This window comes from Paenibacillus sp. LX16 (assembly GCF_036252815.1).
In the GTDB taxonomy this organism is placed as follows: domain Bacteria; phylum Bacillota; class Bacilli; order Paenibacillales; family Paenibacillaceae; genus Paenibacillus; species Paenibacillus polymyxa_B.
This window is the reverse complement of sequence record NZ_CP141152.1, coordinates 1,789,899-1,804,247: the sequence shown is the minus strand read 5'-3', so window position 1 is coordinate 1,804,247 and position 14,349 is coordinate 1,789,899. Positions and strand designations below refer to the sequence as shown.

Genomic DNA, 14,349 nt, shown 5'->3' with positions numbered 1-14,349 from the left:
ACAGATGAGTTTAACGCATTGCAATGTGCATTTCTCACAGCAGCCCGACAAGGTGGCGTATATATCCACTTCCTTGTTGAAAAGCCTTAAATTATCCGGAGCCAAGTCCGTTCGTCTGCGGCTCGGTAAGGATCAGATTCCCGCTACAGTAAAACCAATTCAGAAGGCGGGACGCCATCTATACTTGACCTCGGGCTTACGTAATGCAATCCGTGTTCCCAAAAGCGGGTCCATCTATTTGCGAAATCTGGATGGGGATATACAGCTAGGACCGTTGATTGGCGTGCTGTCTGACGGTACCAACTCCACCACTCGCCCTTTCGGATCACGCACAGGCTTTATTAAGCAACTGCTGAAGGAAGGCAGCAAAAAATCTTATATTTTCGCCTTCACCCCTCGGGATATTAACTGGCAAAATGATACGATTAACGGCTATTTTCTGTCTTCCAGCGGGGAATTCACACGTAAACTTGTACCTCTGCCGGACGTAATTTATAATCGTTTGCCGAGCCGACGCTCTGATTTTTCCCCAGCGATCAATCAACTACGCGAACGCTTTTCCCGCAGACGAATTCCCTTTTTTAACTGGAGCTTTTTCAATAAGTCCGATATTTATAATCTGCTGGAGAATAACCCAGATGTTAACCGCTATGTCCCTGAATCATATATGAATCCCAGCTCTGAACGTATCCGAGGTATGTTGGAGCGACATCAATTTGCTTATTACAAGCCAAGTGGAGGCAGCCTCGGTAAAGGAATCTACCGTCTGTCCCATGTTCCCAAGCAAGGCTATTTTGTGAGATACCGTAAGAAAAATAGCAATGTATTGCTAAAATTCACCTCTTTTAACTCCATGCTCAGGATGCTTCACTCCAATCAGGGACAGATGTTAAAGGGTTACGTCATTCAACAGGGTATCCAGCTGATCGAGATTGACAATTGCCCGATTGATTTCCGGTTTCACATGCATAAAAATGGAAATAACCAGTGGGTCGTCGTCGGCATTGGAGCCAAAAAAGCCGGACGTGGCAGTGTCACGACCCACATCAAAAACGGCGGCTCCCTTATGACACCTGAACAGGCGTTAAACCGGGTATTCGGAGACCGGGCGGGTGAAGTGCTTCAACGTGCCAAGAACGTAGCAGTTACGCTCGCAGAAGCTATTGAACACCATCACCAGCATCTACTGGGTGAAATCGGCTTTGATCTGGGCATTGATCAGGATGAAAAGGTATGGATGTTTGAAGCCAACTCTAAGCCAGGTCGATCCATTTTTCAGCATCCATCGTTGCGTGCGGAGGGTAAAGCATCCGTGGAGCATATTTTGGACCACTGTCTTTACCTCAGTAAATTCCGCAGAAAAGAGGAACTATGAATACCCGGGCGGAGCATAAGCCAGTCGTTGCTGTATTGACAGTGCACGACGAAGAACAATTCTTCAAGGGCAATCAGCGCAATTTCAGGGATATTCTTGAAACGGGAACACGAATGGGCTATCAGGTATACATTGTTACCGTCAGGGACCTGAAACTGGCAGACGAAACGGTTAAGGGCTACGTTTTCAACAAGAGCTTACAGACGTGGGAGGAACAGAATTTTCCACCTCCACAGGTCATTTATAATCGCATCCCCAACCGTAATTATGAACTTAAAACCTCTGTGCGCACAAAGTTGGATGAAATTTCACATGCCTCAGGCATTGAGCTGTACAATCCAGGCTTTTTTAACAAATGGGAACTGTTCAAGTGGTTGCGTACCTCGGAAACCACTCGTCAGCTTGTTCCGGCAACCAAACGGTTAAGCAACCTGTCTTCCTTAGGAAAAATGCTGTCTGCGTATCCATACCTGTATCTCAAACCGGAAAACGGTAAGGCCGGAAAAGGGATTATGATTCTTAAATTCCGCCCAGAGCATCTAATGGCTTACAGACTGACCATTCAGCATGACAAAAAAAGTGTAACCTACAGATCTGTATCGCTATCCCGGCTGTGGGGACGTATCCGCCGGGAAGCGGGCAACTCGCCTTATATCATTCAACAGGGTATCGATCTGGCAACCTATCAGAAAAAACCCTTCGACCTGCGTATCCTGGTACAAAAAAATATCCGTGGCTCCTGGAGTATAACCGGGGTCGGTGCCAGACTGGCGGGTAAAGGGAGCATTACCACACATGTCCCGCGTGGCGGGAGTGTAGAGGACCCGTTCAAGCTACTGTCCTCACTGTTTGGGCCTGAGGACAGCACAGATCTACTGAACAAAGTTAAAAGTACGGCCATACAGATTGCACGTCAAATTGAACGCGCATCCGGTCTTTCTCACGGCGAAATGTCCATGGATTTGGGCGTGGATACGCTCGGGACCCTCTGGTTTTTTGAGGCCAATGCCAAACCGATGAAATTTGACGAGCCGGAAATCCGCCAAAAGTCGCTTAGACGCATATTCCAGTACAGCTCCTTTTTGGCCGGACGAATGAAATCATGATCAAGGAAGTGGAATCATGCCGCAAATTAGCGATGTTCAACATTTGCCTGCCCGGAGCTGGCTGCTGAGACGACGACAGTTACTGTTTCTGGCCCGCAGCTCAGGGGGCATGCGCATTACTCGTAATGCTCTACGGCAGTTGGCTGTATTGACGCCGGAGCAATTGAACACCCCTGGTTCCTCCCTCCTGTGCGCATATGTGCGCACGGAGAAGGGGCTGCGGATTGCGGGATTTTCCCTCGCTCTGAATTACGGGAAGGATGCTTGCATCGTAATTGTTCGTCCGCTTTACCGGGGCCGCAGACTGGGCGCTAGACTGCTGTCCGCCCAGCTCAAACAGCTGCGCCGTCTGACGTGCAGCGTAGCCGCCGACAATATGGCCAGTCTCAAAACCTGTTTCCGCGCTGGACTGGTTGCGCATGAAATGACGACTGGACCGACCGGGAAACCCACGCTGATATTTCACGGGGAGTTATCCCAAGATAAGCAGACGGCAGAGGAAGGTGGAATGCTGTGCCAAAACCTGTCCTAGGCATCATGACCTTGTATTTGAACAACAAGAAGCAATTGGAGGAACGCGACATATATGAGCGCATGATTGCAGAAGGGAAAAGACTGGGACTAGATATGTATGTATTCACTCCTGCAGATGTCCACAAGGATCGAAGGCTGCTCCTTGCCCAAATCTATGATCCACACAGCGGAAAATGGAGCCGAAAGTGGCGAGAGTTCCCAGATATGATTTTCGACCGTTGCCGAGTACAGCGCAGTGAGCGATATCGTCAGTTGAAGCAGTTCCGATTGCAGTATACAGACCTTGTATATTTAAACCGACCGCTGAGTAACAAGTGGGTCATTCATCAGCAACTTGCGAGAAGGTCTGCCTTTCGCCCCCATTTGCCTGCAACAGAGCTGTTCAATGGATTTCATAGTGTAAAACGGATGCTCAAACAGAATTCACTAGTGTACCTCAAGCCGATTAATGGTACGGGAGGACGCGGCATTTTACGGATTGAACCTGTTAACAAGCAAGGGGGCCTGTATCTGATTGAAGGCCGCAATCGCAAACGCCATATTATTCCCCAGCAGCGGGTACGTCTAGACCGTCTGGAGCCGCGTCTGAGCAGCTGGAACATGGATAACTACATTGTTCAGGAAGGCATTCCTGTGCAGTTACCGAATGGCAGGGTCCATGATTACCGTATGCTGGTACAAAAAAATAGCCAAGGAGTATGGGAGCTAACCGGATGCGCCGGGCGAATCGGAGCACATCGGAGTGTCACTTCCAACCTGCATGGTGGAGGCAAGGCGGTACCGATGAACCAATTGCTGACGCAATGGATTCGTGATGAGGGCCATAGAGAGAAAATCATCAAGCAGGGGGAAAAACTCGGACTGGACATCGCTGCGTATCTGGAAGAAAGCTACGGGGCATTGTGCGAGCTTGCGCTCGATTTGGCAATTAATAAGGACGGTCATATATACGTGCTGGAAGTCAACCCGAAGCCAGCACGCGAGGTATTTTCACGTATTGGAGAAAAAGATACCTATCGTCGTTCCATCGCCAAGCCCATGGAATATGCCTTGTGGGTCTACCACACACAAATTAATCCAAAGCCTCAGACGGACTACAAAACAGAAGATAAAACAGAAGATAAAGCAGAGAGTAAGACTGAGAATAAGACAAAGGAAGGCTCCGCGTAAAGTGGCTGCCTTCCTTCCTTTCTTTTTCGTCTGCCCGACAGTGCCAGCATGTTTTAATTATATGGTACGTCAAGCCTATTTATAACCAATAACCTGTGTTTCACAGTTACTCAGCGTTTTTATAAAGTGTAAGCAGTTGCGTAAAGTCCGTAATAATCGCATCAGACCCCTTCAACTCATCGTTCACACCAAATCCAGCATAAGCACAACCGATCACCGTCTGTCCGTTCTTTTTGCCTGCTTCCACATCTGAGGAGCGATCTCCTACCATCCATACATTCGAAATATCGTGCTTGCTCAACAGAATTTCCAGCAAATTCACTTTGGAAAGCGTGCTGTACTCCCCAGCGCTGTACAGTCCTTCAAAAATGGGAACCATTTCGTACGCAGCAGCGATCCCCTTTACATAATCCTCCAGCCCGTTACTGGCTACGAACAATCGGACACCTTGCTCATGAAGGGATTGGAGTGTTTCTTTTACATGTGGATACAGGGCATGACTTCCGTTCTTCAATCCCTCCAGCTCCAGCTGAAGCAGCAGCTCGTCCGCTCTTCTGTGGGCCGCTTCGCTGGCTTCCGGCATCACTCTTCTCCAGATTTCATCCAGCAGCATACCCAAACTATTCAAAATAAGCTCCTCGGGAGGAGTCTCTCCTTCATAAAGCCCTTCGGCGCGCAGCGTATCAAACAGCTTGTGGTACGCAGGGAGCAATAGCGTCTCCGTCTGAAAAAGTGTACCGTCCATATCAAATACCATAGCCTCAGGTTTCTTCAACACAGGTGCATTGTTCATGTAGTTATCAGTCATTCCTTTCCTATGTAGGTTTACAACTCTAACCCCTCTCATGATAAGCAATAAGAGAGGTCCGTGTAAACCTCATTGCGCATACCGCTAACTCTTATATTTTTTTAAAACAGTCCTAAAACAATGCAGACCGCCCCACATATCCGTGTGTAAAGCACCCCGTGGAAGCTTGAGATCCACACCATTCCAATACGAAAATCCCGCCTGCTCTATCCATTGCCCCATCGCTGATAAGTCCACTGTAGGATAGTCAAACGTCAGCAGAAGCATTCCGTCATCCCGTAAAGTCCGGTGAAATTCACGTAAGGCTGCCAAAGATTCATCAGGCGTTAAATGCTCCAGTACCGAGATACATACAATTTTGTCAAAACTGGCATCCTCATAGGGTAGAGCCGTCAGATTGGCATGTGCGGAGTGGAGACGAACTGGTAAAATCTCCTGAATGCGCTCGGCAGCCTCCTCTCCGATATCCCGCCGCACCTCGGCCAAAATGGCGTCCACGGAAACGATCCGTATATCCATATCGCAGGCATAGACCTGAGCGCAACGGCGGGCCAACTCAAATTTGAATGGATGAGGGATTCCACATGCTGCGTCCAGTACTGTATCTTGCCCAGACATAAATTGGAGACACCACTCATACTCATAGGGGCGACTCCACCAGCTTTGGGGGAGTCTGTAAATCATGTTGGAGGAGTTGGGGTCAGAATATACAAAAAAGCGAGACAGATACGGATCAGACATATTCATGGATGCTGCCTCCTTTTGGGGATGGCTAAATTACTCTTGCGACACAGCACAGTTCATGACCCCGTTTCTCGCCTTGAAGTTTGGCCAACAATCCCATTTGCTCCGTAAGGGTAAGCTCACCGTACAAAGGATGGGCTTGCAGCAAGGCATCCAAACCAGAGGGAAGCTGGCGGGTGAACATAGCCACCGGGCGCAAGCCGGACTTTGCCAGTAAGAGCGCAAGCGTATGCTCAGAATAATGATATAAATGATCTTCCTCCGTAAATAAAGGCGAGTAAACGCCATAAGCCTCATTGGTGAACGAGTTTTTGTTGGGCACCGTGATATATAACGTCCCATCAGGTTGAAGCTGTTCGCGTAAATCTGTTAAAAAAGTAACAGGGTCCGCAATATGCTCCAGCACATGCCAACATGCTACGGCCTCGTATTTGTGATCCGGTGCTAAGTCAGTATCTTCTTCTGCTTCTTCGGTTTGAGAATCTTCTTCTGCTTCATCGCCCCAGTAACCCGGCAATAAATCCACGTCATATTTGTGTTTTGCGTAAGCACGCGAGTCTATGGAGGGTTCAATGCCCACTGCATCCCAGCCGGCTTGAAGGGCAGCATGGATAAATTCTCCGGTACCTGATCCAATCTCAAGCAATTTTCCTTTACTGGAACTGAACATATCCAGCAGCATGAGTCCAAAAAGGGCATGATCCCCATAAGTTGACGCTGCTGCACTATCCCGCATAGCAACCCAATTGGCATTATAAATCTCTGCAATCATATCCTCCGGCTGTATATGATCCACATCATTACGAAAAACCAATCCACAGGAACCGCATCCCATCAAGGTAAAGCGTTCATAGCTATGAAATACTGCCGTGTCAGATGAGCCACACAGTTTGCATTTACTATAAAGTAAGTCCTTGGTTTCACCTTTTATTTGCAGATTGGAATCATTAATAACCTGGACACTCGAAATCTCGGCAACATCCATGTCGTTCACCTGGTGGGCAGCTTCATATTCTGGTGCAGTTTCTTTTTCTACATTTATGTTGTCCTGATCCACCCAGAGCGTGAGTCGGGGATTCGGGTCCAAAATAGATTCATATTGCTCTTTCCAGCCATAACGAGCACTTGGATCAAGCAACTGGTAACGCTGAAATTTGGCCATGCGAATAGCAGGTGTATACCATCCCCAATGCTGGATGCGGTAGTTGCTGATTTCACTGGGAAGGTCAAGCACATTTTCGGGAAATCTCCCACAGTGCAAGGACTGCTCCTTCCATTTGTAAGAGAACCCTTCCTTATATCGAATCAAAAAAGGACGGTAATACCGATGAGCCTGCCAATAATCATCATCACGGTAATGCGTGGAAGACCACATATCAAACAACCTGAAACAAATCGTATCGGCTTTCGTTCCCGCTAACAAAGAATGTACCCCTTGAGCAAAACGGGATTCGAACATTTCGTCAGCGTCCATGTTTAATATCCATTCTGGAAAAGAAGCCAACGTCTCTCTCCACTGCTGCTTACGCAGCTCTAATTCATTGGTAAAAGAAGCTGTTTCATTACGTATTAAACGCAATGGGATTCCCTTTAGGATCTCACGGCACAACTCTCCGCTATCATCCTGACTGCCATCATCAATAATGACCGCTTCATCAATATATTCCCGATGACTCCGCAGCACGTCAATGAGCTTGCGATCTGCCTCATTGTATACCGTCATGGTCAGTGTCAATTTGGGTTTGGAGACAGGCGGCGTATGAAGTTCACTTTGTCGTGGACCAGAGAATGTTTGTGGTAGAACAAAAGAATCTGCAGTGTACTTGGCAAAGACAGCTGACTCACGGAGATCATACGGTATAACAGGAGGTTCAGGGAACTTAGAGGGACTTGATGATGCAGAACGATTGAAGGCAGGAGAGTTAGTAGAAGTATCGGAGTGATCCAGACATGCTAAATGTTCTGAATGGTCCGTATGAACAGCACTCGTTGTAAAATACTTTAGGGCGGATAGTAGCTGCTCTGCCTTCATTCTGTCCGCTTCCCGGTACAGATGCATCGCCGGATAGTGTGTATCCACAAAAAGTGGAAATCCAAATGCAGCTGCCCGAATACAGAAATGTCGATCTTCTCCCCAATAGGAAACGTTTTTGATTTTACCAAAGTGAATCCCTGCTTCTAGTGCACGTCTGCGGATTAGGGTGCAAGCGCCTAGACCACCCACCTCGTACAAACCAGGAACATGCAATTGGTGTATGAAATGTAACTCGCGTTGCGCTCGCTCCTCTGCCGACAACACTTCGCCTTCTTCACGATGGAACAAATTATATTCATCACTAACCCACACCTGAGGCAATAAAGGCCCCTCCGGCTGCCAGCGTGTCCAGAAAATCTCAGATACAATATCCTTCTCCGCCTCCACCAGCTTACATAAGGTACGGGAATGGAGAATCAGGTCTGAATCGACCAAAAACAGCGCGTCATAATTATGCTGAAGTGCATAATCAATAAGACGATTTTTAAAGCCAGCCACTTTCCAGACGAGGGCAGGCGGCCAATAATGAGTGTGCTCATCACTTCGGTTCTCCACTTGCTGTGAGCCTGTCAACAAGGGCAAAACCCTGCCCGGCAGCCGATTGGAAAAATCGGCAAGCCATTGGCTTGAAGTCGGATTGTCATTATCATCGACAAATAAATAATCGGGCAGCACGTCAGGTGCCTCCAGTCGCTCCAAAGCTTGAAGAAATAAAGACAATATTTCCGGTTTCTGGTGCACCGGGCTACCGATTAGTATACGCATGATTCAACGCCTCCATCAGGTTGAAGCCTCATAACCGTTCTCCCTCCATGTCCTAAGGCATACCATAATTGCGACCAAGCGATATGGGAGTGAGCGTGGTATGAATGGACTTGCACCTGGAAATATCAATGAAAATGACATCCATACAAAATACAATTTTACCATCCAGTTAACTGCCTTTTTTCTGTTTACCGGTTTTCTAACTACATTTAACCATCAATTTTATTTCCCGATTGCACTTGAAAATTTCGAATTTCGCACAATCTCCTCCTCCTCATATCAGACTTTGATTTTCTAATTTATTAGAGCAAAGTTGAATTTATGATCATCACACATCCTCTAAACGATCCGTCGGAATTACTACATAATGAGCAAGCTATCCTAATAAAATGGAGATTATACCAAGTTTTTTTTTGGGGGGGACAAAGAGCATGGTAACTGTCAGCTTATGTATGATTGTCAAAAATGAAGAAGAAGCCCTTCATACCTGTCTGAAATCAGTCCATGACCTGGTAGATGAAATCATTATCGTTGATACTGGTTCCACAGACAGTACCCAAGAGGTCGCTGCATCGTTCAATGCTCGGGTATACAATTTTGAATGGTGCGATGATTTCTCCGCAGCCCGCAATTATGCGTTTGATCAGGCAACGCAAGAATATCAATTTTGGCTGGATGCTGACGACATACTGGAAGAAAAAGACCGAATATCATTTCTCAACTGGAAAAAACAAGCCACCCTCTCTTATGACAGCATTACGATGGATTATGTGCTGTCTGTAGATGAACAAGGACAGCCGTTGTATAAGCTCAAAAGAAACCGAATTGTGCGGCGTGATCGTAGATTCAGATGGATCGGCTTTGTGCACGAATTCCTGCATGTGACTGGCAGCACCTTTCACAGCAATATGGCAGTGACTCATAAAAAGACACGTGCCTACACTGACCGTAATTTACATATTTATCTCCAGCACCGGGAGCAGGGCACCGCATTTTCTGAGCGAGATCACTACTACTTTGCTAATGAACTTTATGATAACGGACGCATACTAGAAGCCATCCAGCAGTACGAACACTATCTAGGACTTGATCAAGGATGGATTGAGGATCGGATTGCTGCTTGCTTTAAGCTAGCGGATTGCTACGCTCACCAGGGTCAAAAACAGGAGCAGCGTATGGCACTGCTTCGCACACTCAATCTCGATGTACCACGCGCCCAGTTCTGCTGTGCCTTTGGCAATTTGTTCATTGAAGATGAGCAGTATACTCAAGCCATTTACTGGTTTCGTCAGGCGACGCTGATAGAGCCTCCACAAGATGTGATGGCCTTAACCAATTCGTCGTACTATACCTGGTTTCCACACTTGCAATTATGCCTGTGTTACGACCGAATCGGTGACATCGAAAAAGCAAAATCGCATCATCGCATAGCTCAGTTGCACCATCCTACTCATCCAAGTGTTTTATATAACGAGCAATATTTTGCACAGCTAGAACAAAAATAAGTTTTCTGTCAGGGTAGTTTTGGAATTTTATTCCTTTGTGGCTACCTATCTAAATATTGAGGAAGGCTATCCTCTGGCTTTGTATTAAAAGCACAGTTTCTAGTACAGACGGCCAAAAAATCCATCGTTCCAAGCAATTAATATTAGGGGATAGGTGAATGTAAAAAATAAAGAAAGGCCACCTGCACTTGATGCTTGCAGATGGCCTTTCCTATTTGTAATAATATATAGAACAAGCTAACAATTTAAAGCGTTGATGGTATAAAACTTTCTCAGAACACTTTCTTCCGGTCTCTTTCCCCCTTCAAAATTTCCACTGACTCACGGAAACGCAGCGAATGAATCACTTCACGTTCACGCAGAAACTTCAGACTATCCTGCAAATCCACATCGTCTGTCAGATCAATCAGCCACTGATATGTAGCTCGAGCCTTTTCCTCTGCCGCTATGTCCTCGTATAGATCGGCAATCGGGTCGCCTTTGGCTTGAATATAGGCCGCTGTAAAAGGAACACCGCCTGCGTTTTGATAATATAGCGCATGATCGTGCGCCGCGTAATATTCCCCTAGCCCAGCTGCCTTCATTTGCTCCACACTCGCGTCCTTGGTCAGCTTATAAATCATAGTCGCAATCATCTCGAGATGCGCAAATTCCTCCGTGCCTATGTCGTTCAGTACACCAATCACCTTATCAGGAATCGTATATCGCTGATTCAGATAGCGCAATGCCGCTGCCAGCTCGCCATCCGCTCCACCATACTGCTCCATAAGCAGTTTGGCCATATGAGGATCACATTTGCTGACACGTACGGGATATTGCAGTTTTTTCTCATATACCCACATTCATGTTCCTCCTTTATAAAAGGTTATACCTACCTAGACCTGCCACGGCCAAGGGGATTGACTCCACTCCCAAGGATACTTAGAATAGGCACGGCCAAAATTTTGTAAAGGCCCATATAGCATCTGATACTCGTTCGCAATCGCCGTTCTTTCCTGCGTCAGCTTATTGAACTGTTCGATAGCCTGTAAATCATCTGGGTGCGTATCCAGATACAAATTCAGCTCCACTAACACAAAATCCACCGCTTGGAGCTTCTCCAGCAACGCATAAAACTGGGCATCAACTGGCTTGGTTTGGGGCGTGCAGCCTTGGGCCGGGTTTCCGGCTTGACTATAGCCCTGAGTTTGGTTCTGATACTGGTTCTGGTATGGATACGGATTTGAATAAGGGCTTTGATATGGATTCGGCTGTTGCTGCCCACTCTCATGCTGATTTTGCTGCTGGAATTGGAATGGGGACTGACCCTGGTTTGGATTCTCCATTCTATTCGCCTCCCCCCTGGTTTCTCCTAGGCTCATAAGGGCTGTAAAGCAAAGGCCATAGCGTTCCCTTCGTCAGCGCCTCATCTGGACTGAATTGTGGTAGACCAGGGGGCTGAAATTGTATAAACAAGTTTGGCGGAAGCACATAAGTCTTACATAGAACGGGCGGACACGGATCGAACGGGCCGACAAACGGGGCAAACTCACCTTGCTGTGGAAATTTCACGGGCCGGAACCTCCTTTGATTGATCCATCTGTTTTACTATTCAACATATGCCGTATCGCCCAAGTCTCGAACAAAAAATCACAGATAAAAATAATTGTTCAAAGAAAATAACTATAGAACTGTTTCTAATCAAAAAAGAGCCTTTAAAACCACGGTACGTGGATCTAAAAGCTCTTTCTTCAGCACTCTATAATAACTTACATACCTGAACTGATCATACCTATATCTGTGGATCAGGAATCAATCGGTAGAAAGCTCATCTTCAATCACAGGCTCAGGCTTGCGGTGAATCTTCACTCTCATTATGCGAAGCCTTGTTGCTTCCTCCACCTCAAAGGTAAGGTTATAAAACTCAATTTTCTTCCCTTTCACCGGAATGCCCTCCAATTCCTTGAACAGCCATCCCCCGATGGAATCCACCTCGTCGTCTTCAATGTTCACTCCAGTCAAATCATTGACATCCTCAATGAGCATACGACCATCCACAGAGATGAAGTTCTCCTTCATTTCCACACTTGGGCGTTCATCCTCAAATTCATCATAGAGATCCCCAACGATTTCCTCCAAAATTTCCTCCGCTGTCAGCAGCCCGGCCGTTCCGCCGTACTCATCTACCACGAGAGTCATTTGGGAATGTTTTTTCTGCATAAGACGCAACACGTGACTTACTTCCATGGACTCCGGCACATTCAAAATAGGACGTACCACCGAAGCCAGATCCAGTTGCTCTCCCTGCTCAGCTAGCAGAAGATCCGTGATATGGACAAAACCGATAATCTGGTCTTTATCCTCAACCGCTACCGGGTAGCGGGAATGCTTGGTCTCGCTGATAATCTTGAGATTTTCCTTAAACGACAAATTCGTATACAAACAATCCATATCTGTACGCGGCAACATGATTTCACGGGCAAGTAAGTCGGAAAAATCAAAAATATTATCCATCAGCTTAATTTCGTCCTTATCAATCACACCGCTTTTGGCGCTCTGATTCATCAATATACGAATCTCTTCCTCCGAATGAGCCGCTTCGGCTTCACTCGCCGGCTGAATGCCGAATGCACGCAACAGTAAGTTTGCTGCAGCATTCAATACCCAGATCACAGGCAGAAAGACCTTATAAAAAAGCAGCAAAGGCGCCGATAAAAACAACGCCACACCTTCGGTCTTCTGAATCGCTAAGGACTTTGGCGCCAGTTCCCCCAATACGATATGCAAAAAGGTAATTACGCAAAATCCGACGATAACAGATACCGTTGTAATCAGTGTACCGTCAGTTACACCGAGTTTGTGCATGAGTGGCTCTATCAGGTAGCCGGATATTGCTGGTTCTCCAATCCAACCCAAGCCCAATGAAGCCAGCGTAATGCCCAATTGGGTGGCAGACAGATAAGCATCCAACTTTTGGTTTACCTTCAGCGCATAGCCTGCCAGGCGATGACCCTCGCTTTGGAGCTGCGTCAATCGGGATTGGCGCATTTTGACCAGCGAAAATTCTGCGGCCACAAATACACCATTTAGAAAGACAAGCAGCAGTACCAAGAGGAGATTCACAGCTAGCAATCCCCAATGAAACTCGGTATGACCATCCAATACGAACTCCCCATTTCTATAGTTGTAATGCTTTTCTTGATTTAAAATCTATTCCTTTGTAGTACATATCCGCCACAAGCAGGTTCGGTCCACAACAGGCAGCGGCATCACAATGACAGTTCACAGTCTGATTTAGCGGATGTTCATTCAGCCATTCACCAAAAATATCGTCCAGACTGTCTTCCTGAATGTTTCCGAAAGCCGGAATGTCTGCAAAATCTGTCACATACACGCTACCCGTGAACATATTCACATTCACACGGTTTCTTCCGTCTGGATCATTACGCACCGTAATATTCGGTTCCTGACGCAAGCGGCGAAGCAGTTTGCGGTCTTCTTCCCGATCCGAACAAGCAAAGAACGGTAATGTACCAAACAACATCCACATGTCCTGATTACGTACATCCAGCAGCTTATGGATAGAGTTCCGCATGTCGTCGAGTGAGAGCACAGGCAAAGCAGAGGCAAAATTCGACGCATACATTGGATGAACCTCATGCCGTTGGCATCCCATTTCGTTGATTAACTGATGAATGCCCTCCAGCTTCGTGTGTGTCCGATAATTAATCATGGATTCAGCTGAAATGAACATCCCCATTTCACTCAATCTGCGGGCATTTTCCATCATTTTTTCATACAGGCGAACAGCACCCTCACGTGGAGTCGGCCGGCCGGTATTTGCAAAACCCACTTCATAAAAATCGTCTGCATTCAAATAGTTAAATGAAATATGCATCACATCCAGATAAGGAAGCATCTTCTCATATCTGCGAATATCTAATGTCAGATTGGAGTTGATTTGCGAGCGAATACCGCGCTCCTTGGCATATTTCAGCAGTGGAACGATTACTTCATCCACTGTTTTATCGAGTAAAGCAGGTTCCCCACCTGTAATACTGATCGTCTCCAGATGCTCGACTTCATCCAAACGCTTCAGCATTAGGTCTAGCGGAAGGAAAGGGGCCTCCTTCATAACCAGCATATCGCCAACAGCGCAATGCTCACAGCGCATATTACATAGATGCGTTACGGTCATTTCCACACTCGTAAGCAAATGACGACCATGTGTACGCAGTGAGACAATCGGGTCCCACGGATCATAGGTTGGCGATATTTGGGAGAGCGTGTTATTTTGTAGAACTGTCATTATGTTTTCACCTTATTTC

The 14,349-nt window shown here is 46.7% G+C and carries 13 protein-coding genes; 5 read left to right on the top strand and 8 right to left on the bottom strand.

Features of this window, described 5'->3' with window-relative positions; genetic code table 11:
- Positions 1–4: 4 nt before the first annotated feature.
- The 4 genes from T3H97_RS08270 to T3H97_RS08255 are packed head-to-tail and all read left to right on the top strand — an operon-like array spanning position 5 to position 4,185.
- A complete protein-coding gene (locus T3H97_RS08270; protein WP_250244345.1) occupies positions 5–1,375 on the top strand; it encodes a YheC/YheD family endospore coat-associated protein in 1,371 nt (456 codons plus the stop codon).
- On the top strand, positions 1,372–2,481 hold the full coding sequence (locus T3H97_RS08265) for a YheC/YheD family endospore coat-associated protein (RefSeq protein WP_165175997.1): 1,110 nt from the start codon (positions 1,372–1,374) through the stop codon (positions 2,479–2,481). Before T3H97_RS08270 ends, T3H97_RS08265 begins: the two co-directional genes overlap by 4 nt.
- 16 nt (positions 2,482–2,497) lie before the next feature.
- Positions 2,498–3,013: a GNAT family protein gene (locus tag T3H97_RS08260; protein WP_061831701.1), complete on the top strand. Its 516-nt coding sequence runs from the start codon at positions 2,498–2,500 to the stop codon at positions 3,011–3,013.
- Positions 2,995–4,185, top strand: coding sequence for a YheC/YheD family endospore coat-associated protein (locus T3H97_RS08255; RefSeq protein WP_328802238.1), 1,191 nt, complete (start codon positions 2,995–2,997; stop codon positions 4,183–4,185). The genes T3H97_RS08260 and T3H97_RS08255 overlap by 19 nt, the downstream gene beginning before the upstream one ends.
- Before the next feature lie 106 nt (positions 4,186–4,291).
- On the opposite strand, the gene T3H97_RS08250 is transcribed toward T3H97_RS08255, so the two are convergent.
- From T3H97_RS08250 to T3H97_RS08240, 3 genes are all read right to left on the bottom strand, one after another.
- On the bottom strand, positions 4,292–4,993 hold the full coding sequence (locus T3H97_RS08250) for an HAD family hydrolase (protein WP_328802237.1): 702 nt from the start codon (positions 4,991–4,993) through the stop codon (positions 4,292–4,294).
- An 84-nt stretch (positions 4,994–5,077) separates the two neighbouring features.
- Entirely contained in the window at positions 5,078–5,740 is a 663-nt protein-coding gene (locus T3H97_RS08245; RefSeq protein WP_328802236.1) for a class I SAM-dependent methyltransferase, read from the bottom strand.
- 25 nt (positions 5,741–5,765) lie between these two features.
- On the bottom strand, positions 5,766–8,537 hold the full coding sequence (locus T3H97_RS08240) for a bifunctional glycosyltransferase/class I SAM-dependent methyltransferase (RefSeq protein ID WP_328802235.1): 2,772 nt from the start codon (positions 8,535–8,537) through the stop codon (positions 5,766–5,768).
- Between the two features lie 431 nt (positions 8,538–8,968).
- On the opposite strand from T3H97_RS08240, the gene T3H97_RS08235 reads away from it, so the two are divergent.
- Positions 8,969–10,042 (top strand): glycosyltransferase, encoded by a 1,074-nt coding sequence (locus T3H97_RS08235; protein ID WP_328802234.1) that lies wholly within the window; start codon positions 8,969–8,971, stop codon positions 10,040–10,042.
- A 272-nt stretch (positions 10,043–10,314) separates the two neighbouring features.
- Here the strand turns inward: T3H97_RS08235 and T3H97_RS08230 are convergent, their stop codons facing one another.
- The 5 genes from T3H97_RS08230 to yfkAB all read right to left on the bottom strand — a co-directional run bounded on the left by T3H97_RS08230 (position 10,315) and on the right by yfkAB (position 14,330).
- A complete protein-coding gene (locus T3H97_RS08230; RefSeq protein WP_061831696.1) occupies positions 10,315–10,884 on the bottom strand; it encodes a manganese catalase family protein in 570 nt (189 codons plus the stop codon).
- Positions 10,885–10,917: 33 nt separating this feature from the next.
- Entirely contained in the window at positions 10,918–11,367 is a 450-nt protein-coding gene (locus T3H97_RS08225) for a spore coat protein CotJB (RefSeq protein WP_269465968.1), read from the bottom strand.
- A 1-nt stretch (position 11,368) separates the two neighbouring features.
- Entirely contained in the window at positions 11,369–11,593 is a 225-nt protein-coding gene (locus T3H97_RS08220) for a spore coat associated protein CotJA (RefSeq protein WP_328802233.1), read from the bottom strand.
- 240 nt (positions 11,594–11,833) lie between these two features.
- Positions 11,834–13,183, bottom strand: a complete 1,350-nt coding sequence (locus tag T3H97_RS08215; protein ID WP_023987891.1) for a hemolysin family protein — start codon at positions 13,181–13,183, stop codon at positions 11,834–11,836.
- Positions 13,184–13,199: 16 nt separating this feature from the next.
- Entirely contained in the window at positions 13,200–14,330 is a 1,131-nt protein-coding gene (gene yfkAB, locus T3H97_RS08210; protein WP_328802232.1) for a radical SAM/CxCxxxxC motif protein YfkAB, read from the bottom strand.
- Positions 14,331–14,349 lie beyond the last annotated feature (19 nt).